Below are 23,812 nucleotides of genomic sequence, written 5' to 3'. Positions count from 1 at the left end.
TTTAGAGAACCTTTGAAGATCAAGTAGAAGTGAGTCTTCGTAATAGGTGTTTCTTTTTTCACGGCGCCCTTTGCGCCTACTCTGTGGGGGTTCACCTGGGGTTTCCCAGGAACACGTCTTCCCGAAAAGGCCGCGCTCTGGTGGCTGACTTTCACTTCGCTCTTCTCAAAGGAAGGTGGCTCATGGCTCCCAAACGTACCCTCTCCACCCCGCTGTCTCTTGACGACGCCCAGAAGCAGGTCGACGACCTGAGCAAGGCCCAGGACCTCAGTGCCAACACCACCGACCCCGGCACCACCCTGACTGACAACATGGGGCACGTCGTCAGCGACGACCAGAACTCGCTGCGGGCGGGCGAGCGCGGCCCGACCCTGATGGAAGACTTCCTCTTCCGCGAGAAGATCACCCACTTCGACCACGAGCGCATCCCCGAGCGCGTGGTGCACGCCCGTGGCGCCGGTGCGCACGGGTACTTCCAACTCGACAAGAGCCTGGAAAAGTACACCCATGCCAAGGTGCTGACCGAAGTGGGCGTCAAGACCCCGGTGTTCGCGCGCTTTTCCACGGTGGCCGGCTCGCGTGGCTCGGCGGACACGGCGCGTGACGTGCGCGGCTTCGCCGTGAAGATGTACACCAAGGAAGGCAACTGGGACATCGTGGGCAACAACATTCCGGTGTTCTTCATTCAGGACGCTATCAAGTTCCCTGACCTGATCCACTCGGTCAAGCCCGAGCCGCACAACGAGATTCCTCAGGCGGCCTCGGCGCACGACACCTTCTACGACTTCATCGCCGAGACGCCCGAAGCGATGCACATGCTGATGTGGATTCACTCCGACCGCGCCATTCCCCGCGCCTACAACATGATGGAAGGCTTCGGCGTGCACACCTTCCGTCTGGTCAACGCCCAGGGCAAGGCTCACCTCGTCAAGTTCCACTGGAAGCCGGTGCTCGGCGTCAAGAGCCTGGTGTGGGACGAAGCGCAGAAGATTGCCGGTAAGGACGCCGACTTCCACCGCCGCAGCATGTGGGAGACCATTGACCAGGGCGGCACGCTGGAATGGGACTTCGGGGTGCAAGTGTTCACCGAAGAAGAGGCGATGAAGTGGGACTTCGATGTGCTCGACGCCACCAAGATCGTGCCCGAAGACCTCGTGCCGGTACAGCGCGTGGGCAAGATGGTCCTCGACCGCAACGTGGACAACTTCTTCGCCGAAACCGAGCAGGTCGCCTTCATGACCCAGAACGTAGTTCCTGGCATTGATTTCACCAACGACCCGCTGCTCCAGGGCCGCAACTTCTCATACCTAGACACCCAGCTTTCGCGCCTGGGCAGCCCCAACTGGCAGGAACTGCCCATCAACCGCCCCATCATCCGCGTGAGCAACAACCAGCGCGACGGCCACATGCGCCACACCATCAACAAGGGCCGCGTGGCGTACTTCCCCAACCAGATGGCCGCCAACAAGCCGGCCCAGGCGGGCGCGGCGGGCTTCGTCACCTACCCCGACAAGGTGGAAGGCACCAAGCTGCGCGTGCGCGCCGAGAGCTTCAGCGACCACTACGGTCAGGCGCGACTGTTCTGGAACTCGATGAGCCCGGTGGAAAAGGAGCACATCGCCAAGTCGCTGCGCTTCGAGCTGAGCAAGTGCGAAACCCGCGACGTGCGTGTGCGGATGCTCGGGCATCTGGCAAAAATCAACGAGGTGCTCGCCGCGCAGGTCGCCAAGGGCCTCGGCGAGAAGTTGCCCTCCACGAGCGACGCCAAACCCGGCGGCCAGCAGGACAGCGCCTCTGAAACTGCGCTGCTCGCTGCGGCCATCTCGCCCACCACCGCTTCGGGCGGGCTGCAAAAGGCCAAGGGCCTGAGCCAGGAAGAAGGCCAGCCCAAGAGTGCCAAGGGCCGCAAGGTGGCCGTGCTCGTCGCCGACGGTGTGGACGCTGCCGGAGTGAAGGCGCTGCAAGACGCCCTGAAGAAGGCCGATGTCAAGTACGACATCGTGGCGCCCCACCTCGGTGAAATCGCTTCCGGCGTGATGGCGACGGCGACCCTGTCCAACACCGACCCCGTGGTCTACGACGGCGTGGTCGTGGCGGGCGGCGCGGCGGCGGTGCGCGAACTCGCGCAGCACCCCGAAAGCTTCAACTTCGTGGTGGGGTCTTACCGCCACGCCAAGCCCATCGGCAGCCTCGGCGAAGGCGCCGAAATCGTGACCGGCTCGGGCATCGGCAACGTGCTGCGCCGCGTGGCCGCCGACTCCCCCGCCAAGGACGGCGCCACGGCTCCGGTGCAGAACCTCTCCGAAGTCGCGGGCGTGCGTCTCGCAGCGGGCGAAGGGGGCGCCAAGCTCGCCGCCCTCGGCGTAATCGTGGGCCAGGACAAGGGGGCCAGCGCCGCCGCCGACAGCTTCGTGCAGGCGCTCGCCGAGCACCGCTTCTGGGGCCGTCCGCAGCTCTAAACCATTAGTCCTCAAGGTGGCGGAATAGACGCCACCTTGAGGACCGAGCGAAGCGAGTGAATTGGATGAGCAGAACGGAGAATGGAGTGGTGTGGGGCGCTTTTCCTCCCACCACGGAATTCGGAGGACTGCTCTGAGTCTCACGAGCAGGGGCCGGGCACAGAGCGTTTGGGCTGGCCCGGCCCCCCGTTCATCTTCACGAGGAACCCCACCATGACCGATGATCTCAAGACAGGCAGACCCCACGAAGGCAGTCGCCGTACCTTCCTGCGCGGCCTCGCCGGAACCGCCGTCGCCGCGAGTTTCAGTGACGCTTTCGGCCTGGGCGGCGCCGGGGCGCCCGTCGGCAAGCAGAGTTCCGTGCTCGACCTCGCGGCCACCGCCGAGGCGCTGTCTGTCACCCTGTACTTTCAGGTGCTCAGTCACGCCAGCTTCATGCTGACCCCCGAAACCGCCGACGACCTGCGCGGCGTGCTCGCCGCCGAGTCGCATCACCTCGAACTGCTGTGCTCGCTGGGGGGCCGCCCGCTCACGGCGTCGTTTGCCCTCCCGGCGCGGCTGCTGACTGACGCGGGCGTCTTTGCCGACACCGCGCTCAAGCTCGAGCAGATTTCGACCAGCGCTTACCTCGGCGCGGCCCACCAGCTCGCCGCCGCGCAGCCCGAACTCGCCGCGACGATGGCCCAGATCGCCGCCAGCGAGGCGCAGCACCTCACCCTGCTCTCGCAGCTCAGCGGGTACGGTCCCTTCCGCGACACGCTGCCCGCTGCCAGCTTCCGCCAGATGGCCGACACCGCGCCCGCGCTCGCGCCTTACCTCAAGGTGGCCGGCAAGGGCGAGGTGACCCCCCTCCCCGCCGACGCCGACGTGCGCCGCGTGCTGGGCAGCCGTCCGGTGCCGCGCGGTGAAGCGTTCGTGCAGCTCTACCGCCCCGCGCCCAAGCGCTAAGCCCCCAAGGACGTGTTTCCGATGACCTCATCTTCTGCGCCCACAGACCTCGACCGTCAGGTGCTCGAATTTTTGCAACGCGCTTTTGAAGTCGCCCGTGCCGGCGACGCCGCCGAACTGCGCGTGATGCTCGACCAGGGCCTGCCGCTCAATGTCCGCAATCAGAAGGGTGACACCCTGCTGATGCTCGCTGTCTACCACAGCCATCTCGACGCGACTCGGCTGCTGCTCGAACGCGGCGCCGACGCCTCTATCGCCAACGACATGGGCCAGACGCCGCTGCAAGCCGCCGCCTTCAAGGGCGAGCTGCCGATGGTGCAACTGCTGCTCGACCACGGTGTAGACGTGGAAAGCCGCGGGCCGACGGGCCGCACCGCCCTGATGTTCGCGGCGATGTTTGCCCGGCTCGACATTCTGGAGTTGCTGCTGGAGCGAGGCGCCGACCTACAAGCGCGGGACAGCGCGGGCACCAGCGCCCTCGACGCCGCCCGCACCATGAACGCGCAGCCTTCGGTGACGTGGCTTGAAGAACGGCTGGCCCGCAGCTCGGGTTGAACCGCCGCTTCAGTTTTCTCTGGCCCCCCCACATCGGGGGGATTTTTTATGGCTGGCGGAGAGCGGGCGGCACTCCTCTGGGCAACAACCAACCAAACGTTCGTTAGGGGTTTACAATTCGGGACAAGTCTCAATTCAGATTCTGTTGTCTGGTCCTGCTGGACCGTCCCGGAGGTGTTCTTTCCTTGTTTCAACCTGAACGTGAGGCCCTGCCCCTGCCCCAGCTCCGCGCGCTGCAACTCGCGCAACTGCAAGTCATGGTGGCGCGGCAATACGAGCGCGTGCCCGCCTACCGCGCCAAATTCGATGCCCTGGGCGTGCGCCCGGACGACCTACAGACGCTCGACGACCTCGCCCGCTTTCCGCTGACCCGCAAGAGCGACCTGCGCGAAAACTATCCGCTGGGGCTGCTGGCGACGGACCGCGACCAACTGCGCCGCATCCACGCGAGCAGCGGCACCACGGGTAAACCGACCGTGGTGGCCTATGATGCCAACGACCTGAACGTCTTTTCCGACGTGGTGGCGCGCAGCCTCTACGCGGCGGGCGGGCGCCCCGGCATGACGTTCCACAACGCCTACGGCTACGGCCTGTTTACCGGCGGCCTGGGCACCCACGGCGGCGCCGAGCGGCTGGGCATGTGCACCGTGCCCATTTCGGGCGGGGGCACCGAGAAGCAGGTGCAGCTTATTCAGGACCTCGAACCGCAGATCATCGCCTGCACGCCGAGCTACGCGCTGGTGCTGGCCGAGGCGCTGGGCCGCTGCGGGATGCGCCCGGAAGACATCTCGCTGCAATACGCGGTGCTGGGCGCCGAGCCGTGGTCCAACAAGACCCGCACCGAGGTCGAAGCCCGGCTGGGCGTGAAGGCGACCAACATCTACGGCCTGTCCGAAATCATCGGCCCCGGCGTGAGCAACGAGGACGTGAGCGAGCAGCGGGGCAGTTACCTCTGGGAAGACCACTTCTACCCCGAGATTCTGGACCCCGACACCGGCGAAGTGCTGCCCGACGGCGAGTGGGGCGTGCTCGTTCTGAGCAGCATGACCCGCACCGCGTTGCCGGTGCTGCGCTACTGGACCGGCGACATTACCCGGCTGCTGCCCGCCCAAAACGGCACCGGGCGCACCATGCGCCGCATGGACCAGATCCGGGGCCGCTCGGACGACCTGATTATCCTGCGCGGGGTCAACGTGTACCCCACGCAGCTCGAAGCGGTGCTGCTCGGCATGGGCCAGGCCAGCCCGCACTACCACGTCATCTTGACCCGCACCGGCATCATGGACGACCTGACGCTGCAAATCGAAGCCCTGAGCGAAAGCGCCGCCCTGCGCCAGGAAATCGAGCGCCAGATCAAGGCCCAGGTGGGCGTGACGGTGCGCTGCGAACTGCACGTACCCGGCAGCCTCCCCCGCAGTGAGGGCGGCAAGCTGCGCCGCGTCACCGACTTGCGCGGCGACCGCTGAGCGGAAGAAAAACGGGGATTGGCAGCCTGTTGGAGAGGGGAGCACGTGACCGCTGCGTGTTCCCCTCTGCTTTAGAGCATTTGACAGAAAAAGACACCTGCACCCCTTGCTTCGCAAGGCCCTCTCTGCGGTGCAGCTCTCCGAGTCCCATCAAGGTAGAGGGTCAAAGACAGACCAGATCATTCTGTCAAATGCTCTAACAGCGATTTATTGACGGCCATTTGCCCTCTCCCGGCGCCGCTGGGGGTAGACTGCCGCCCGTCCATTTCTAGTTCAGTGTCGCGGTCCCCACGGGCCGTGCCTTGCCCTTTTCTTTTTCCCGGAGGCTTCCATGTCGCGTTCCCCCTTTTCTTCCGTCTCGCTTCCCGCGCGTTTGCTGCTCGGCTCTCTGCTGCTCGGCCCCCTCATGCTCGGCGGGGCGGCGAGCGCCCAGACCTATCAGGTTCAGATTCAGCGCACCGCCCACGGGATTCCGCATATTCAGGCGTCCGACCTCGGCGGCATCGGCTACGGCGTGGGCTACAGCTACGCGCAGGACAACCTCTGTCTGCTCGCCGACCAGGTCATGACCGTGCGCGGCGAGCGCTCCAAGTTTCTGGGGGCCGAGGGCAAGACGGTGGTGGGCTTTCAGCCGGTAAACAACCTCGACAGCGACGTGTTTTTCAAGACCGTCATCGAGCCGGGCCGCTTGCAGGCGGGCTACCGCGACCAGCCGCAGATTCTCGCGCTGATGCGCGGCTACGTGGCGGGCGTCAACCGCTACCTGCGCGACACGCCGCCGGAGCAGTGGCCCTCGGCCTGCCGGAACGCCGACTGGGTGCGGCCCCTGACCGAACTCGACGTGATGCGCCTCGGGGAAGAGAAGGCCATTCAGGCGAGCGCCGGGGCCATGGTGAGCGCCATTACCAGCGCCCGGCCTCCTCAGGCGGGGGCCAGCACGGCGGCGCCGCGTCCTGACCTCGCCGCCTTCAACCGGCAGTACCGCTTCAACGACCTGCCCATCGGCAGCAACGGCTGGGCCTTCGGGAGCGAGGCGACGACGAACGGACGCGGCCTGCTGCTCGGCAACCCGCATTTTCCCTGGGAAACGTCGAACCGCTTTTACCAACTGCACCTCACCCTGCCGGGCCAGTTCGACGTGATGGGCGCCAGCCTGGGCGGGATGCCGGTCGTCAACATCGGCTTCAATCAGGACGTGGCCTGGACGCACACCGTGTCCACCGACAAGCGCTTTACCCTCGCGGCGCTCACGCTGGTGCCCGGTGACCCGCTGAGCTATGTCAAGGACGGCCAGCAACGCCGACTGCAACGCCGCACCGCTGTCATCGAGGTCAAGACGGCCAACGGTCCGCGCCTGCACACCCGCACGGTGTATTTCACGCCCGAGGGGCCGCTCGTCAACCTGCCCGCCGCCGGGCTGACCTGGACACCGCAGTACGCCTTCGCGCTGCGCGACGCCAACCGCAACAACACCCGGATGCTCGCCACCTGGCTGGGGTTCGCCGGGGCCAAGAGCGTGCGGGACATCCGCGCCTCGCTGAACGTGCAGGGCATTCCCTGGGTCAACACCATCGCGGCGGACCGGGCGGGCAGCGCGCTCTACGCCGACATTTCCAGTTCGCCCAACGTGTCGGCGGCGCAGCAGCAGGCCTGCACGCCTCCGCCGCTCGCGCCGCTGTTTCCGGCGGCGGGGCTGGCCGTGCTCGACGGCAGCCACTCGGCCTGCGACTGGAAAACCGACCCTGCCTCGCGGGTGCCGGGGCTGCGGGCGCCGGACAAGATGCCGGTGTTGATTCGCCAGGATTTCGTCGCCAACTCCAACAACAGCGCGTGGCTCGCCAACCCCGCCGCGCCGCAAACCGGCCTCGACCCGCTTGTCGGCGAGGTCAACGCCCCGCAGTCGCCGCGTACCCGCATGGGCCTGCTGGAAATCGGGCGGCGCCTGAGCGGCACGGATGGCCTGCCGGGCCGGACCTTCGACATTCCGACCTTGCAGGCGACCTTGCTGCGCGAGAGCAATCTCACGGGCGAAATGTACGCTGCCGACGCGGCCAAGCTGTGCCAGTCGGCAGGCGGCGCCGAGCTGCAACCCGCCTGCAACGCGCTCGCGGCCTGGGACCGCCGCAGCTCGCAGGAAAGCCGGGGCGCGGCCCTCTGGCGCGAATTCTGGCGCCGGGCGCGGGCGATTCCCAACGTCTACGCGGTGCCCTTCGACCCCGCCGACCCGGTGAACACGCCGCGCGGCCTGAACACGGCGGACCCCGCTGCCCAGACGGCCTTGCTGGGGGCTCTGCGGGAAGCCGCCGCCGCCCTGACTGCCGCTGGCATTCCCTTCGACGCCCCGCTGGGCGAGGTGCAGGGCGTGGTGCGCGGCGGCGACTTCATCTCGCTCCCCGGCGGCGCCGAGTTCGAGGGCGTGCTCGACAAAATCGACTTCAACCCGCTCGCTCCGGGTGGCTACCGGGGCGTCGTCGGCAACGCGAGCAGCTATATCCAGACGGTGGGCTTCACCGACAGCGGCGTCCAGGCCGAAGCCGTGCTGACCTACAGCCAGTCGAGCAATCCCGAGTCGCCCTACTTCAGCGACCAGACGCGGCTGTTCTCGCGCAGTGAGTGGGTCAAACTGCCCTTTACCCAGCCTGAAATCGAAGCCGACCCGACGCGGACGGTGGTGCAGCTTTCGGAGTAAATGCTTTTTCTACCCTCTCCCCTTGTGGGAGAGGGCCTTTGCGAAGCAAAGGGGTGAGGGGGCGTTCAGCAATGGTTCGTGCAGTTTTGAGCCCAAAAGGAAAGACCCATTGAAAATGGAGCTGTGAAATCACCGCTTCCAATGGGTCTGATGGCCATCCTACAGTACGTTCTCAGCGCGGTCCCGCTGCGCAAGACGCAGCGGAATTTCCTGACCGTGCTGCTCAGCGTTTTTCTCGCTGTTCCTGGACGGCTGAACGCCCTGAATCTCTCCCGGTATGCAGCCTGCTCGGAGAGTACGATTCGTCGTTGGCTGCACCGAAGTGACGATGGGGCCATTCCGTGGGGCGCGTTACACCAGGCGACTGTCAGTACAGCAATCGAGAGTGGGCTGATCAGCCCACTGTGCGTTCTGGCCATCGACGCCTCTTTTCACCGCAAAGCCGGTCAGCACACCGCACACCTCGGCTCGTTCTGGAATGGCTGTGCCGCGCGGACCGAACGCGGAATCGAGCAATCCTGTTGTGCCCTCATTGATGTCCAGCACCGGCAGGCCTTGACGGTCGATGTCCGTCAGACCCTGACCGGGTCTGAGGCTCCAACTCGTCTGGAACAGGCCGCCGATCAGCTGGATGACGTGCTGCTCGATCTCCGGACTGTTCAACAGCTTGATCTGGCTGCTGTCGTTGCCGACGGGAATTACGCGAAGGAACCCATCGTGGAGACCGTGACGGGTCACGGTCTCCCGTTTATCTCCAGATTGCCTCGCAACGCCAACCTCAACGACCTCTACACCGGTGAGCATCCCAGACGACGGGGGCGAAAGAAGAAGTTCGACGGTAAGGTGGACTTCAGTGACCTGCAGCGCTTCGACCTCGTCTCTGCAAGGCCGACTGAGCGGGTGTGGACGCAGGTGGTCTGGAGCGTGCAGTGGGCGCGGGAAGTGCGCGCAGTCGTCATTCAGCAGATTGGTAAAAAGGGTCAGGTCACCGGCTACGCGGTGCTGTTCAGCACCGCTGTGACCATGCCGGCTCATGAGGTCATGGCGCTGTATCGAAGCCGCTTTGAGATCGAACTGATCTTCCGGGATGCCAAACAGTTCCTGGGGGGCCAGGATGTGCAACTGCGGTCACAGCAGGGCATCGAGGCGCATTGGAACGTGGTGCTGCTGACCCTGAATCTTTGCCGACTGGAGGCCCTGCGAGCGGCAGGTGGCGGGCAGGATCTGGTGTTCAGTCTCGAAGACATGAAACGCAGGGCGTATAACGCCCTGCTGGCCCAGGTCATTTTATCCAATCTGGACCTCTCGGCTCGCTTTGAAGAATGAGCGAATTCGCCGTTCAGTCCGCTGGATTTCGGACTTAAAGCCGCCTAAAACTGCACGAACCATTGGTTCAGACCAGCGCCAAATTTATGCCTCCACCCAAAAGAGCGCAGGCCGATGCGATGGCCTGCGCTCTTTTCTCTTGCTGCTATCGAGCGGCGTCTTAACTGTCGCGCGTCGCCACGAACCGCTTCGTCAGCCAGCGGTCAAAGCGGGCGAGGTTGTCCTTTTGCCGCTCGTAGGCGCTGTTCAGGACATGCAGCCGGGTCTGAAGGCGCTGAAGCTGCTCGTCGCTCAGCGGCACGTCCTCGCGCACCCAGTCGCGGCGGTAGGTGCCGTCGGGGGCGTGGGTGGCGCGGCGCAGGGTCACCATGTCGCGCGATTCTTCCAGCGTCATTCCCAGGGCCCGCAGGTCAATCAGGTCGCGCAGCAGCCGCAGTGAGTAAGGCGCGTACAGCACCCGGCCCGAGGCCGTCACTTGGTCGGGCGGCAGCAGGCCGATTTCGGCGTAGTGCATCACCGTGCGCCGGGTGACCCCCGCCTCGCGGGCGAGTTCGGCGGTGGTGTAGAAGGTGAGGTCGCTGCCGGCCTCGTCAGTGGGCGCCGTCGATTTGGAAGGGGTCGTCAAGGTGTAATGACCACCTTCCCCGTCACCTGTCGCCCCAGCAGCGCCCGCAGCGCCTCGGAGCCGCGCTCCAGCGGGTAGCGCTCACTGACGAGGGGGCGTACTTTGCCCTCGGCAATCCAGCCGATGAGCCGCGCCATGTTCTCGGCATTGGCCTTCGGCTCGCGCTGCGCGAATTCGCCCCAGAACACGCCGACGAGGCTGGAGCCCTTGAGCAGCGGCAGGTTGAGCGGCAGCTTGGGAATCTCGCCGCCCGCGAAGCCGATGACGAGGTAGCGCCCGTTCCAGCCGAGCGAGCGGAAAGCGGGTTCGGCGTAGCGGTCGCCCACCGGGTCGAACACCACGTCCAGGCCCTTTTTGCCGGTCAGCGCCTTGAGCCGCTCGCGCAGGTCCTCGTCCGTGTAGTTGATGACTTCGTCGGCGCCGTGCTCACTCGCCACCGCGCATTTTTCCGGCGTGGACGCTGCCGCGATGACCCGTGCGCCGAGCGCCTTGCCGATCATCACGGCGGCCAGCCCCACACCGCCCGCCGCGCCGAGGACCAGCAGCGTTTCGCCTTCTTTCAGTTGCCCGCGCTGAATCAGGGCGTGCAGGGTGGTGCCGTAAGCGAGCGGCAGCGTCGCCGCCACGTCCGCCGGAAAGCCGGGCGGCAGCGGAATCACATTGGAGGCAGGCGCCACCAGATGCGACGCGAAAGCCCCGGTGCCGGTAAAGGCCACCACGTTCTGACCGGGCTTGAGGTGCCGCACGCCCTCGCCCATGGCGGCGACGGTTCCGGCGGCCTCGGCCCCCGCCACGAAGGGCAGCGGCGGGCGAACCTGGTACTGGCCCATCACCATCAGGGCGTCGGGGAAGTTGACGCCGGCGGCTTCCACGGCAATCACGACCTCGCCGGCGCCGGGCGTGGGGTCGGGGCTCTCAAGAACGGTCAGGGTTTCGGGCTGGTCGAACTGCTGGCAAACGAGGGCACGCATGGCAAAACCTCCGGAAAAAGCTGGGACGAGGAGCAAGGGGCGAAGAGGAAGAAAAGAGAGAGACGGTCAGGCGGGTGTGCCCTATAGTAACGCCAACGTACAAAGTAAACGTTGACGGACATTTTTCTGCCTGCTGCGTTTGCCGCTGCTTCCCGTCCCTGCGCCCCTTTTTCCTCCGGAGGTTGGTCCTGATGGCTCCTTTTTTGAATAAACGCGACCTGCAATTTCAACTGTTCGAGGTGCTCGACACCGCCCAGTTGCCCGAGCGCCCCCGCTTCGCCGAACACTCGCGCGAGGTCTATCAGGACGTGCTCAACGTCGCCTACAACGTGGCCGAGAAGTATTTCGCCAACCACGCCCGCGCCGCCGACGTGAATGAGCCGCATGTTGTAGACGGCAAGGTCAAGCTGGTGCCCGAGGCGCAGCAGGCGGTCGAGGCCTTCCGTGACGCCGGGTTTTTCTCGGCGCACCACGACGAGGAACTCGGCGGGCTGCAACTCCCCTGGGTGGTCATGCAGGCGGTGCAGGCCAACTTTCAGGCGGCCAACCCCGGCACCGCGAGCTACACCTTCCTGACCATCGGCAACGCCAACCTGCAACGCGAGTTCGGCAGCCCCGAGCAGCAGGAAAAATATCTGCTGCCGCTGCTCGAAGGCCGCTGGTTCGGCACGATGGCGCTTTCCGAGCCGCAGGCGGGGTCCGGGCTGGCCGACATCACGACCACGGCGACCTTGCGTGACGACGGCACCTACTCCATCACCGGCACCAAGATGTGGATTTCGGGCGGCGAGCACGAACTCACGGAGAATATCGTCCACCTCGTCCTCGCACGCATCAAAGGCGCTCCGGCCGGCGTGAAGGGCATCTCGCTGTTTCTGGTGCCGCGCTACCGCATCAATCCCGACGGCAGCGTGGGCGAAAGTAACCACGTCGTGCTGGCGGGCCTGAACCACAAGCTTGGACACCGGGGCACCACCAACACGCTGCTCAACTTCGGCGAGGGCGGCGAAACCATCGGTGAACTCGTGGGCGAACCGGGCCGGGGCCTGGCGCAAATGTTCCACATGATGAACGAGGCCCGCATCGGCGTGGGCATGGGCGCCGTCATGAGCGGCTACGCGGGCTACCTCGCGAGCCTGGAATACGCCCGTGACCGCCGCCAGGGCCGACACGCCAGCAACCGCGACCCGCAGGCCGAATCGGTCGCCATCATCGAGCACGCCGATGTCAAGCGGATGCTGCTGCGCCAGAAGGTCTTTGTGGAGGGCGGACTCGCACTCGGGCTCTACGCCGCCTCGCTGGTCGACGACCTGAATACCGGCCCGGAGGAGGAGAAGGCCGACACCGCGCTTCTGCTCGACCTGCTGACCCCCATCGTCAAATCGTGGCCGAGCAAGTACAGCCAGGAGGCGCTGAGCGACGCGATTCAGGTGATGGGCGGCGCTGGCTACACCCGCGACACCCCGGTGGAGATGTACTACCGCGACAACCGCCTCAACCCTATTCACGAGGGCACCGAGGGCATTCAGGGCAACGACCTGCTCGGGCGCAAGCTGACGCAGGCAAACGGGCGCGGGCTGCAAGTCCTGCTCGGCAAGATGGGGGCCGACCTGAAGGCCGCCGAGCAGGAGGGGGAACTGAGCGACATCCGCACGGCGCTGCAAGAAGCGATTGGTCAGTGCGCCGCCGCGCTGGGCAGCCTGCTGGGCCGCGCCGCCGAGCTGGGGCCGGACCTCTTCCTCGCCAACGCCAACGCCGCGCTCGATATGGTGGGCCACACGGTGGTCGGCTGGATGTGGCTGCGCCAGGGCCTCGCCGCCGCCCGCGCCCTGCCGGACGCCCGGGGCGACGACCGCGACTTTTACGAGGGCAAGCTCCACGCCGCCCGCTTTTTCGCCCGCTACGAGCTGCCCAAAGTCCGCACCTGGGCCGAACTGCTGGCGAGTGCCGACCCGACGACGGTGGAGATGCAGGAAAACTGGTTCTGAGGCAGGAGAAACGGAGGGGAGGGGGAATCGGGGACGGTTCCCTCTTTCATTTGTTTGGCGTGACTGACGCCCTGTATGTGCTGCGGCAATCGGTCAGTCACTGGAGTTTTCGACAGAAAACAGAAAAAAGACACCCTCACCCCTTGCTTTGCAAGGCCCTCTGCTTCGCAGCTTTACAAGTCTCCCCTTGGTAGAGGGTCAACAGCACACAATCTCTCCGTCAAATGCGCTCAGCCCCCTCAACCACAAAAAAGCGCACCCAGGCGACAAGGCCGAGGTGCGCTGCTGTTGTGAATGTCCTGCGAAAAAACCTTACTCGCTGCGGTACTTCGGCTCGATGATCTGCTCGTGCCCGCCGAGTTCGAGTTTCTCCGCGCTCAACGCAGCGGCGCTGGGCACGCGGTAGGCGTCGGCGGCGGCGTAGTTGACCGCGTAGCCCATATCCTGCAAGCTGCCCACGCTCATGCGCGAGAGGGGGTTGACCACGCCGCTGTTGAGGTAGCCGGTCATCAGCTCGGTCTTGAAAGTGGTTTCGCGCCAGTGCGAGCCCGCCGTGCCCTGGCCGCCCTGGTTCTCGACGGGCACGCTGCTGAGGGTGCCGCCCGCCGCGCGGTACTCGCGCACGCCGTTGGTGCCGGTGTAGACGGGGTTGCTGGTGCCGGTGCCGCTGACGATCCGGAAGCGCGACCACAGCGACCCGATGCCCAGCGAGTGCCCCAGCTCGTGTACGGCGATGTCGGCGAGTTGCCCGCTGAACTGCCCGAGGTCGGCGGTGTCGAAGACCAGGGTGGAGTAGGTGGTCAGGCCGGTGCTGGTCCGCACGCTGCACGGGCCGCTCTGGGCGAGCACGCCGCCAGGGCCGTCAATGCTGGTGTTGCCGGTAAAGACAAGAATGTCGTCGATGGTGCCGCTGAACGCCGCGTTGCTGCCGCACGCCCCGGCGGGGATGCTGGCGGTGGCGTCGGGCTGGCCCTGGGTAATCACGCTCTGCCAGCGGTTCGCGGCGGCCTGCATGGCGCTCACCACGCTGGGGTCGCTGCCGGGGGCAAACTTCAGGGTGATGTTGTAGGGCTCGGTGGCCTGCGATTGCACAGGCGCCGTCTTCACGTAGGGGTCTACCGGCAGGTCGGTCACGTTCACGGTGCCGGCTTGTTCGGGGCGGGCATTGGCGGCGGCGTCCGTCACGGCGGTCTGGTTGCTGCCGGCGCCGCACGAGGCGAGCAGCAGGCTCAGGCCCAGGGCAGCGGCGGTGAGATGGGCAGGGGTGGTCAGTCGGGTCATGTGGGGCTCCTTGCAACAAAGGCCAGGGTGAGGAAAGCCGGGCAACGAACAGGCCTCAAAACTCAGGGGCGCGGCCACAGAAGTAGCTTGATGGAAGTCGGGCAAGGCGTCCCAGGTGTAGGCGGCGAGCTGCCACCGACCCTAGAAACTGTGCTGCCTTCCTTTGAAGCTGAGGAGAAAACTACACGGCGGTTTGTGTGATTTATGTGTGCGTCCGCTCAAGCCCTCATCAAGACAGTGCGTCAATCACCCGCCGACGAGTGTTTTGTCAGCCTCAGCGCGGAAATCCCCGCAGGTGCGTTGTCTATCCTGCCCCCGCCTCATCTCATGGTGTGTCAATAGTTCCATATCGGCAGATGTTCACTTCCCAAATTAGTTGACTTAAGTGAACTAACGGCTCTAAACTGGGGTCATGGTTGACCTTTCCTTTGCTTCCCCACGGGGCGCCGCAACGGGCCTGATGGGCAGCCAACCTCCGCCGGGGGTCCGGTGAAGCCGTCCGAGCCGGGTGCGCTTTCCACGCCGCTGCTGCCGGAGCAACTGACCGACGAACTCATCCTGCGGTTTCTGGGCGGCATCTGGCGCCTCAACCGCCGCATGAAGCAGGACGTGGGCCCGCTGCTCGCCGAGCGGCACGGCATCGACCTCCGCCGCTACTTTGTGTTGCAGGCGATTCACCACGGTCACGCGTATCCCAAACAGCTCGCCGAAGCGCTCGACATGCCGCCCAGCCTGCTCAGCCGGTATCTCGAACAACTGGTCAAGGCCGGGCTGCTCGAACGCCAGATCGACCGTGAGGACTCGCGCCGCATTCACCTCACCCTGACGGACGCCGGACAGGCGATGCTCGACAACATCAGCCGGGCCATCAAGGACAGTACGGGTCAGCGCCTCGGGCACCTCGAATTCGAGCGACTGCTGATGCTGCTCGACACCATCGAGGCTCTGGCCGACATCGGCCTGCCCGCTTCTGCCACCGACCCCCTGTGCGTTTCCGACCCCACCCCCACCCAGGAGCCTGCATGACCAACCCCGCTTCCCCGCCCCTTCAGTCCTCGCCGGCTCCAGTCCCGGTGCCCGATCACGAAACGATGCCGCACTTCACCGATCAGGAAAAGCGCATCACCCTGATCGGCCTGCTGGTCGTTTTCCTGCTCGCCGCGCTCTCGCAGAACGTGGTCGGCACCGCCATGCCGCGCATCATCGAAGACCTCAAGGGCTTTAACCTCTACACCTGGGTCACCACCGCCTACCTGCTCGCCTCCACGGTGATGGTGCCCATCTACGGCAAACTCTCGGACCTTTATGGCCGCAAGCCGATTCTGATTTTCGGCATCCTGGTCTTCCTCTTCGGCTCGGCGCTGTGCGGACTGGCGGGCGAGCCGTTCCTGGGCAACTTCCTCGGCGGCGGCATGAACCAGCTCATCGCCTTCCGTGCAGTGGCGGGCTTCGGCGGCGCGGCGCTCTTTACCACCGCGTTCACCATCCTCGCCGACATGTTCGACCCCACCGAGCGTGCCAAGTTCGGCGGCCTGTTCGGCGCCATCTTCGGCCTGAGCATGGTGCTGGGGCCGCTGATCGGCGGCTGGCTGACCGACACGCTCTCCTGGCGCTGGACCTTCTACGCCAACCTGCCGCTGGGCATTCTGGCCCTGTTCCTGATCATCTCCAAGATGCCCAAGCTCGCGCACCGCATGCAGGGCAAAATCGACTACTGGGGCGCGGCGCTGATTCTGGCGACCACCATTCCGCTGTTGCTCGCACTCACCTGGGGCGGCACCACCTACGCCTGGAACAGCTCCACCATCATCAGCCTCTTCGCGGGCAGCCTGGTGAGCCTGATCGCCTTCCTGTTCGTCGAGCGGCGCACGCCCGACGCCATCATTCCGCTGACACTCTTCAATGTGCCGATGTTCAGCATCGGGAACCTCGCCTCCTTTGTGATGGGCATGGCGTTTTTCGGCGTGGTCATGTTCCTGCCGCTCTACATGCAGATGGTGCTGGGCGTGTCGCCCACGGCGAGCGGCACCAGCATGTTGCCGCTGATGCTGGGCCTGATGCTGTCGAGCATTACCTCTGGGAACATCGTCGCCCGCACCGGCAAGTACAAGCCCTGGATGATCGGCGGCGCCCTGATCCTGATTCTGGGCATGTGGACGCTGACCGGCATCCGCTCGGACTCGCACCTCGTGGACCTGTACTGGCGCATGTTCATCGTCGGTCTGGGCCTGGGCCCCAGCCAGAGCCTCTTTACCCTCGCCATCCAGAGCGCGGTGCCGCTGCGGCAGCTCGGCGTGGCGACCTCGTCGAGCCAGTTTTTCCGTCAGATCGGCTCCACCATCGGCGCAGCGATCTTCGGCACCCTGCTGATGAACAACCTGCACAACGAGCTGCCCAAGCACCTGCCCGCCATGCCCGGTTCGTCCATGAACTCCAAGAACATCGACCTCGGCACCCTGCGCGCCGCGAGCACCGGCAAGGGCAACGGTCCCGAAGTGCAGATCAAGAAGGCGTTCGACCAGCAGTACGTCCTGATCGAAAAGGCCATCAACGGCGACGAAGCCGCCCGGCGCGCCGTGCAGGCGAACAAGCAGTTGCCCAACGAGCTCAAGGTGCTGGCGACCGGCGGGCTGAACGCGAAGGTTCACGCGGGAGTCATCCGGCAGGCGGCGGGCGTACAGGCCGCGCTGGCGAAGGGCGAAAAGGGCCGCCAGGCGATCTTGCGTAACCCCAACCGCCCGGAACAGCTCAAGGCGATTGTGCGCGGGCTGCCCGCTCAGGCCCTCGCCACGCCGCAGGCCGCGCAAGTCACCGCCGCCCGCGTCGCCCAGGGCATTCTGGCGAGCGAGCCGCAGGTGCAGGCGCAGGCCCGGACGCAGGCGCTCGCGACCATCAAGCAGCAGTTCGACACCCAGGCCAAGACCCTCGGCAAGCAGGTCGGCCAGGGCCTGAAAGACGGCTTTACCGCTTCCATGACCAAGATGTTCCGCAGCGCGATCTGGTTCGCGCTCGCAGGCTTCCTGATCACCCTGTTCGTGCCGGTGGTGCCCCTGCGCACCCGCAACAAGCCCGCCGGTCCCTCCAAGACCGAGGGTGAAGGCGCGGTGCCGGTGGCCTGAGCCACGCACACCAAGAACCGGGGGTTTCCGTGAGGGACCTCCGGTTTTTTTGTCTCACGGGGCAGGAGAGCCGGCAAACGTAGCCCGCCTCGCCCTCTGCGCCCCGCGATGGTCTACCCTCTAGGCCGATGAAAAAACGCGCTCTTTTCGCCGCCCTGCTGTGCAGTTCCGCCGCCGCGAGCGGCACCCTGGTCGTCGCCGGCAGCGGCGAACCCGCCACGCTGGAATCGGCCAACGCCCACGACTCGGTGACCATGCACGTGCAGCGGCAGATTTATGACCGCCTGATCAACGTCAAGCCCGGCAGCACCGACCTCGCGCCGGGGCTGGCGACGAGCTGGGCCCCCAACAAGGACGCGACGAGCTGGACCTTCACCCTGCGCCGGGGCGTCAAGTTTCACGACGGCACGCCGTTTAATGCCGACGCCGTGGTCTTCAACCTGCGCCGCTGGTGGGACAAGAGCGACCCCAACGGCCTGCGCGACCAGGGCCGGACCTTTTCCATCGTGGCTGACCTGCTCGGCGGCTACAAGGGCGAGAAAAACGCCATCATCAAGAACATCGTCAAAGTGAACGATTCCGTGGTGCGGGTGGACCTGACCCGCCCGAACACGGTGTTTCCGGTGCAGATGAGCGCGTCGTACTGGGGCATTGCCAGCCCGGCGGCCATCAAAGCCCAGGGCGCGAAGTACGGCACGCCGCAGGGCACGGCGGTGGGCACCGGCCCCTTCGTCTTTGGGAGCTGGCGCAGCGGCGACCGCGTGACGCTGCGGGCGAATACGGCCTACTGGGGCAGCAAGCCGAAAGTGGACACCCTCATCATTCGCAGCATCAAGGACCCCAACCAGCGCCTCAACGAACTGCGCGCCGGCACGGTGGACCTCGTGGGCGACCTGCAACCCGACGACATGAAGGCCATTCAGGCCGATAAAAATCTGGTGCTCTACAAGCGGCCCAGCTTCAACCTCGGCTACATCGGGCTCAACAACCGCAACGAGTACCTGAAAAACCCCAAGGTCCGGCAGGCGATCAGCATGGCGATCAACCGCCGCGCCGTCGTGGACGCCTTCTGGTCGGGCCTGGGCCGCACCGACACCAGCATCGTGCCGCCCGCGCTCGGCTGGGCGACCAGTTCCAAAGTGCCCGCCGACTACAAGTTCGACCCCGCCGCCGCGAAAAAACTGCTCGCCGAGGCGGGCTACCCCAACGGCTTCACGCTCGACTTCTGGTACATGCCGATCACCCGCAGCTATTTCCCGCAACCCAAGGCGTCCGCCGAGGCGATGGCCGCCGACCTCGCCGACGTCGGAATCAAGGTCAACCTCAAGACCGAGGACTGGGCCAAATATCTCGACGACCTCTTTGCGGGCCGCCTGAGCATGTTCCAGATTGGCCTCATCGGTGACTACGGCGACCCCGACTACTTCTACGGGGCGCTGTACAATCCCACCTCCACCAACGACATCGGCTGGAACGCGCCCGCCGAGCTCGACACCCTGCTTCAGCAGGCCCGCAGTGGCCTGACCCGGCAGGCACGGGCGCAGGCGTATGCCCGCATCCACGAGTTGACCTACAACGCGGGCTACCGTATTCCGCTCGTCCACAGCCAGTCAGTCGCCGCTGCCCGCAGCTACGTGAAGGGCTGGGTACTGAGCCCCTTCAGCAGCGAGCCGTACAACACGGTGTCGCTCGTCGGCAAGAGCTGGAAGAAGAAGTAAAAAGAACAATGCAGTAATGGGGGCGGCTGACTCCAAAGGGGAGGCCGCCCCTCTTCAATACAGAAATTCTTCGATGTCGTAACGTGCGACTTGTACGCCTGGCTTGTGCGTTTTCAGGAACTCGCGCAGGGCCGCCGCCTGGGCCTCGCGCTCGGTGATGGTGAGGGGCAGCACCCCGTGCTCTCGCGCCCGCGCCGCATAGTCGCCGTGTTCGACGAAGGGCGACAGGTACACGAGGTCGCCCGTGCTCAGCGGTAAGCGCTCCAGCAGCCGCAGCGTGTCGGCGAGGTGCGCCGCCGCGTAGGTCTGACCGCCTACCCCGGTCATGAAGATGGGGGCGACGTTCAGCCCCGCCGCTTTCAGGTCGTGAATCAGTTCGGTGGCCTGCGCCGCGCTGCCGGGTTTGTCGAGCCAGGCGAGCAGGGGGTCGTGCCCGGTTTCCAGGCCCAGGTACACCCGCCGCACGCCCGCTCCGCGCAGCTCGCGCCAGTCGGCCACCGTTTTGCGGCTGCCGGTGAACACGTCGAGAAAGCCGTGGACCTCGCGTCCCGGAAAAGCGGCGCGGGCCTGCGCGATGAGCGGCAGCAGTTTGCGATTGGACAGCATCAGCGCGTTGCCGTCGGCGAGGAAAATGGAGCGCCGCAGCCGGGCGCCCTCGCCCAGCAGTTCGGCCACCGCTTGCAGGTGCGCGGCGAAGGCGTCCGGCGCCTGCACGCTGAAAGGTCGGTCCCGGTAAAAGGTGCAGAAGGTGCAGCGGTTCCACGAGCAGCCGCGCGTCGCCTGCACCACCACCGCGAAATACTGGTCCGGCGGCAGGATGCTGACCGGCGCGTAGGCCGCCGCGAAGCGCGCCCGCTCGGCCCGTAGCCGCGCCGGGGTCCAGTCGAGTGCGCGGCCCAGCAGGGGAGAAGCCAGTTCCGCCTGCGCCGCCGCTGTCGTGTCCCAGAGGGCCGTCAGGACCTGCCACTGCTCGGCCTCGTCCGTCGGCCAGCGCCGCCGCGTTCCGCCCACCTGCCGCCGTCCCAGCACCCGCGAGTCGAGCGCCCGTTTGTAGAGCGTGCCGGGCGCGAAGGCCGGGTTGAACCAGGTCAGCCAGCGCCCCTCCGCGTCGAAACTCAGCACTTCGCCGCCCCGACTCAGCGTGAACGAGTCGGGGCGGGTGTGCAGGGTCCAGGTGGGCGTCGGGGTGGGCGTTGGCGTCGGCATGGGCGAAGGGGAGGGTAGCGCAGGGGAAAGGCGGCCAACCGTTCGGCCTTTCCCTTCTACCCAGGTCCCCTCTGCCCAGGCCCCCCTGCGGGGTTGGGATCAGCCCAGAATTGCCGGATCAGCCCAGAATCACCGGCGCGAAGCTCTGGCTCGGCCCGAAGGTTTCGGTAAAGCGTCGCTCGGCGGGCACCTGCAAGTCGTCGAGTATGGCTTCCACCGCCCCGGCGAAGCCCGCCGGACCGCAGTAGTAGAACTCGGCCTCACCCGCCGGGAGCGCGCCCCGCACGGCGTCCAGGCTCAGGCGCCCGGCCACGTCGTGGTGGGTGCCGAGCTGGTCGTCGGGGCCGGCCTCGTCGTAGAAGACCACCTTGCGAAAGTGCGGGTACTCGTGCGTCAGCCGCGCCACGTCGTCGCGGAAGGCGTGAACGGAGCCGTTCTGCGCCGCGTGGATGAAGGTGACGGGCCGCTGCGACCCCGCCTGGGCCAGCGTCTGCACCATCGCCAGCATCGGGGTGATGCCCACGCCTGCGCTGATCAGGACCACCGGGCGCTCACTCTGTTGCAGCACGAAGTCGCCCGCCGGAACGTGAACGAGCAGTTCGTCGCCCTCCTGCACCGCGCCGTGCAGGTACTCCGACACCAGCCCGCCGCCCTCGCGCTTGACCGAGATGCGGTAGTGGTCCGGGCTCGGCGCGTCCGAGAGGCTGTACTGCCGGATTTGCCACCGCTCCTGCCCCGGCACCTTCACCTTCAGGCTAAGGTACTGCCCCGGCTGATAGGCGGGCAACGCCCCGCCGCCCACGGGCTCGAGCACGAAGGAGGTGATCACGCGGCTCTCGGCCACCTTGCGGGCGACCCGGAAGGGCCGGAAGTCGCGCCAGCCGCCGGGCTGCCCGGCTCCGGCGTCGTACATGCCCTTCTCGATCCCGATCATCAGGTCGGCCAGCTCCCCGTAGGCGGCGGCCCAGGCGTCCAGAATCTCCGGCTTGGCGGCGTCGCCCAGCACCCCGGCAATCGCGCCGAGCAGGTACTGGCCCACGATGGGGTAATGCTCGGGCAGGACTTCCAGGCTGACGTGCTTGTGGGCAATCCGCCCCACCATGCCGCCCAGCGCCTCCGGATGGTCGATATGTGCCGCGTAGGCCAGCACCGACGCCGCCAGGCTGCGGGCCTGCTTGCCGGTCTGCTGGTTGGCGGGGTTGAAGATGTTGAGCAGTTCGGGGTGCGCGGCGAACATCGAGGCGTAGAAGGTGCGGGTGATCGTCTCGCCGTGCGCTTCCAGCGCGGGAACGGTGGCCTTGACGATGGCTTTCTGTTCGGGGGTCAGCATGGGGGGGCTCCTCAGGACGGGGAAGAGGGGGCTTTAAAGTGGACCTTTTTATCCACTTTGTTTGACGCCTCAGGGTAGGACTCTCTAAAGTGGATGTCAAGCTCCAGATTCAGTGGGCAGGCCAGATTCAGTGGGCAGAGGGGAGGAGAAGAGGATGTTTTCACAGACCGCCGAATACGCGCTGCGGGCCACCGTGATGCTGGCCGAGCAGGGCCGCGCCCTGAGCGCCGCCGAACTCGCCCGGCTCTCGGAGGTGCCGCCGCCCTACCTGTTCAAGGTGATGGGCCAACTCGTCCGGGCCGGGGTGGTCACCGCGCAGCGCGGCAAAAACGGGGGCTACCGCCTGGGCCGCGCCGCTGGCGACATCACGGTGCTGGAAGTGGTGAACGCGGTCGATCCGCTGCCGCGCATCCGCCACTGTCCCCTCGGCAAGCCCGAGCACGAGCGGGCGCTGTGTCCGCTGCACCGTCAGCTCGACGAGACGTATGCCCAGATTGAGGCGACCCTGGGGAGCCGCAGCCTCGCCGAGATGACCGACATTCCGGCGAACCGTACTCCCTGACATTCTGTTTTTCGCTGGCCCGGCCCGCTAGAGTAAGCCATGAACCGCTCTTTGCTGCTGCTGGCGCTATTCGCTTCTCTCTCCGTGGGGGCGGCCCAATCGGCAGCTCAGCCGGCGGCCCTCACGCCCGAGCAAGCCGTGACCCGGCTGCTGACGGCGAGCGAGATTCAGGAGGGCTGGTTTGCTCCTGAGCTGCTTCAGCAAGTGCCCTTCGTGGCCTTGCAGGCGCAGTTCGGCAGCCTCCGCGAAAGCTACGGCACCTTTCAGCGGCTCGAACGGCGCGGCGGGGTGCAGGTGGCGGTGTTTACCGGCGGCACCCTCGCGTTGGGGCTGACCCTCGACGCCCAAGGCCGCTTCGTGACGCTGGGCCTGACCCCGCTGAACGCGGCTGAGCCGCCCGCGCCCACCCTCACCGCCGAGCAGCAACAGCTCGGGCGCGAGGTCCTGACCCGGCTGCTGACGAGTGACCCGCTCGACGCGTCCCTCCTGAGCGCCGATTTTCTGGCCGCCGTGCCCGCCGAGCAGCTCAGCGACACCTTCGCCGCCTTCCGCGGCCAGCTCGGCGCTTTCCGCGAGGTGCGGCCCACCGCGCAGGCCTGGCAACTCGTCTACGAGCGCGGCGCGGTGCCGGTTATCCTGCTGACTCTCGACAAGGCGGGCAAAATCGATGGTCTGCGGGTGGGGCCAGTGGTGCCGCGTTTCACCTCGCTGGAGGAGGCGCGGGCCGCCTTCGCCGCGCTGCCAGGGCGGGTCAGCCTGCTGGTGCAGGAGGTGGGCGGGCCGGTGCTCAGCTCTCTGAATACGTCGCGGCCCCTCGCCGTCGGTTCGACTTTCAAGCTGGCGGTGCTGGGTGAAGTCCAGGCGCAGGTGCAGGCCGGGCAACTGCGCTGGGACGAGGAACTGACCCTCACCGAAGCGGCCCGCAGCCTGCCGAGCGGCGCCCTGGCCCTGGCCGACGCGGGGGGCCGCTACACGGTGCGCGACCTCGCCAACCGCATGATCAGCCAGAGCGACAACACCGCCACCGACCTGCTGCTCGCCCGCGTGGGCCGCGCTGGGGTCGAAGCCCGCCTGGGCCAGAGCGCCATGCCCGACACCCGCGAGCTGTTTGCGCTCAAGAACCCGGCGAACCGCGAGTTGCTCACCGCCTACCGCGCCGCTGGGCTCAACCGCGACGCCCGCCGCGCCGTGCTGGCCCAGGCCCGCAGCGCGCCGCTCCCGACCGCCGAAACCTTTGGGGCCGGGCCGGTGGCCGCCGATGTGGAGTGGTTCGTCAGCACCCCCCGGCTGTGTGCGCTGATGCGCGACGTGGCCGCCGACCCCGCCACCAGCATCAACCCCGGCGTGGCCGACAAAAACGATTTTACCCGCGTGAGCTACAAGGGCGGCAGCGAACCCGGTGTGCTCAACCTCACCACCCAGGTCACCACCCGCGCGGGCAAAACGTATTGCGTAAGTGCGACCTGGAACGACGCGCAGGCCCTCGACGAAGCGTCGTTCATGGGGTTGTACGGCGGCGTGCTGTCGCTGCTGCGCTGAGGCGCTGAACTCCGAGCGGCTGATAAAACA

At 66.3% G+C, this 23,812-nt stretch carries 17 protein-coding genes; 12 read left to right on the top strand and 5 right to left on the bottom strand.

What is annotated here, in order from left to right:
• The first annotated feature begins 182 nt into the window (after positions 1–182).
• From DR_RS14880 to DR_RS14855, 6 genes are all read left to right on the top strand, one after another.
• Complete coding sequence (locus tag DR_RS14880; protein WP_034350677.1) at positions 183–2,459, top strand: catalase; 2,277 nt, start codon at positions 183–185, stop codon at positions 2,457–2,459.
• A 213-nt stretch (positions 2,460–2,672) separates the two neighbouring features.
• Positions 2,673–3,407 (top strand): ferritin-like domain-containing protein, encoded by a 735-nt coding sequence (locus tag DR_RS14875; RefSeq protein ID WP_162177737.1) that lies wholly within the window; start codon positions 2,673–2,675, stop codon positions 3,405–3,407.
• A gap of 21 nt (positions 3,408–3,428) precedes the next feature.
• Positions 3,429–3,962, top strand: coding sequence for an ankyrin repeat domain-containing protein (locus DR_RS14870; RefSeq protein WP_034350686.1), 534 nt, complete (start codon positions 3,429–3,431; stop codon positions 3,960–3,962).
• A 185-nt stretch (positions 3,963–4,147) separates the two neighbouring features.
• Positions 4,148–5,428: a phenylacetate--CoA ligase PaaK gene (paaK, locus tag DR_RS14865; RefSeq protein ID WP_010889515.1), complete on the top strand. Its 1,281-nt coding sequence runs from the start codon at positions 4,148–4,150 to the stop codon at positions 5,426–5,428.
• A gap of 331 nt (positions 5,429–5,759) precedes the next feature.
• Positions 5,760–8,117 carry an N-acyl homoserine lactone acylase QqaR gene (gene qqaR / locus DR_RS14860; protein ID WP_010889514.1) on the top strand — a complete coding sequence of 786 codons (2,358 nt, stop codon included), beginning with the start codon at positions 5,760–5,762 and terminating at the stop codon, positions 8,115–8,117.
• A gap of 141 nt (positions 8,118–8,258) precedes the next feature.
• Positions 8,259–9,443 (top strand): IS4-like element ISDra7 family transposase, encoded by a 1,185-nt coding sequence (locus DR_RS14855; protein ID WP_063653090.1) that lies wholly within the window; start codon positions 8,259–8,261, stop codon positions 9,441–9,443.
• A gap of 160 nt (positions 9,444–9,603) precedes the next feature.
• On the opposite strand, the gene DR_RS14850 is transcribed toward DR_RS14855, so the two are convergent.
• Both DR_RS14850 and DR_RS14845 read right to left on the bottom strand, forming a co-directional pair.
• Complete coding sequence (locus DR_RS14850) at positions 9,604–10,068, bottom strand: MerR family transcriptional regulator (protein WP_010889511.1); 465 nt, start codon at positions 10,066–10,068, stop codon at positions 9,604–9,606.
• Complete coding sequence (locus DR_RS14845; RefSeq protein ID WP_027479781.1) at positions 10,065–11,039, bottom strand: NADPH:quinone oxidoreductase family protein; 975 nt, start codon at positions 11,037–11,039, stop codon at positions 10,065–10,067. The genes DR_RS14850 and DR_RS14845 overlap by 4 nt, the downstream gene beginning before the upstream one ends.
• A 191-nt stretch (positions 11,040–11,230) precedes the next feature.
• Here DR_RS14845 and DR_RS14840 point away from each other — a divergent pair, with 191 nt between their 5' ends.
• Positions 11,231–13,027, top strand: a complete 1,797-nt coding sequence (locus DR_RS14840; RefSeq protein WP_027479780.1) for an acyl-CoA dehydrogenase — start codon at positions 11,231–11,233, stop codon at positions 13,025–13,027.
• A gap of 312 nt (positions 13,028–13,339) precedes the next feature.
• On the opposite strand, the gene DR_RS14835 is transcribed toward DR_RS14840, so the two are convergent.
• Entirely contained in the window at positions 13,340–14,308 is a 969-nt protein-coding gene (locus tag DR_RS14835) for a leishmanolysin-related zinc metalloendopeptidase (RefSeq protein WP_051618881.1), read from the bottom strand.
• A 489-nt stretch (positions 14,309–14,797) separates the two neighbouring features.
• On the opposite strand from DR_RS14835, the gene DR_RS14830 reads away from it, so the two are divergent.
• From DR_RS14830 to DR_RS14820, 3 genes are all read left to right on the top strand, one after another.
• Positions 14,798–15,334: a MarR family winged helix-turn-helix transcriptional regulator gene (locus DR_RS14830; RefSeq protein ID WP_010889507.1), complete on the top strand. Its 537-nt coding sequence runs from the start codon at positions 14,798–14,800 to the stop codon at positions 15,332–15,334.
• A complete protein-coding gene (locus tag DR_RS14825) occupies positions 15,331–17,427 on the top strand; it encodes an MDR family MFS transporter (protein ID WP_010889506.1) in 2,097 nt (698 codons plus the stop codon). Before DR_RS14830 ends, DR_RS14825 begins: the two co-directional genes overlap by 4 nt.
• A 128-nt stretch (positions 17,428–17,555) precedes the next feature.
• The gene (locus DR_RS14820) at positions 17,556–19,145 is read left to right on the top strand and encodes an ABC transporter substrate-binding protein (RefSeq protein WP_010889505.1); all 1,590 of its coding nucleotides are present in this window, start codon (positions 17,556–17,558) and stop codon (positions 19,143–19,145) included.
• A 54-nt stretch (positions 19,146–19,199) separates the two neighbouring features.
• Here DR_RS14820 and DR_RS14815 read toward each other — a convergent pair whose 3' ends face one another.
• A complete protein-coding gene (locus tag DR_RS14815; RefSeq protein ID WP_063653089.1) occupies positions 19,200–20,351 on the bottom strand; it encodes a radical SAM protein in 1,152 nt (383 codons plus the stop codon).
• A 118-nt stretch (positions 20,352–20,469) separates the two neighbouring features.
• On the bottom strand, positions 20,470–21,681 hold the full coding sequence (hmpA, locus tag DR_RS14810; RefSeq protein ID WP_010889502.1) for an NO-inducible flavohemoprotein: 1,212 nt from the start codon (positions 21,679–21,681) through the stop codon (positions 20,470–20,472).
• A gap of 154 nt (positions 21,682–21,835) precedes the next feature.
• Here hmpA and DR_RS14805 point away from each other — a divergent pair, with 154 nt between their 5' ends.
• Both DR_RS14805 and DR_RS14800 read left to right on the top strand, forming a co-directional pair.
• Positions 21,836–22,243, top strand: a complete 408-nt coding sequence (locus DR_RS14805; protein WP_034349893.1) for an Rrf2 family transcriptional regulator — start codon at positions 21,836–21,838, stop codon at positions 22,241–22,243.
• A gap of 39 nt (positions 22,244–22,282) precedes the next feature.
• A complete protein-coding gene (locus DR_RS14800) occupies positions 22,283–23,782 on the top strand; it encodes a serine hydrolase (protein ID WP_010889500.1) in 1,500 nt (499 codons plus the stop codon).
• Positions 23,783–23,812: the final 30 nt, after the last annotated feature.

Source organism: Deinococcus radiodurans R1 = ATCC 13939 = DSM 20539 (genome assembly GCF_000008565.1).
GTDB lineage: Bacteria > Deinococcota > Deinococci > Deinococcales > Deinococcaceae > Deinococcus > Deinococcus radiodurans.
This window is presented reverse-complemented; position numbering and strand designations above follow the sequence as displayed.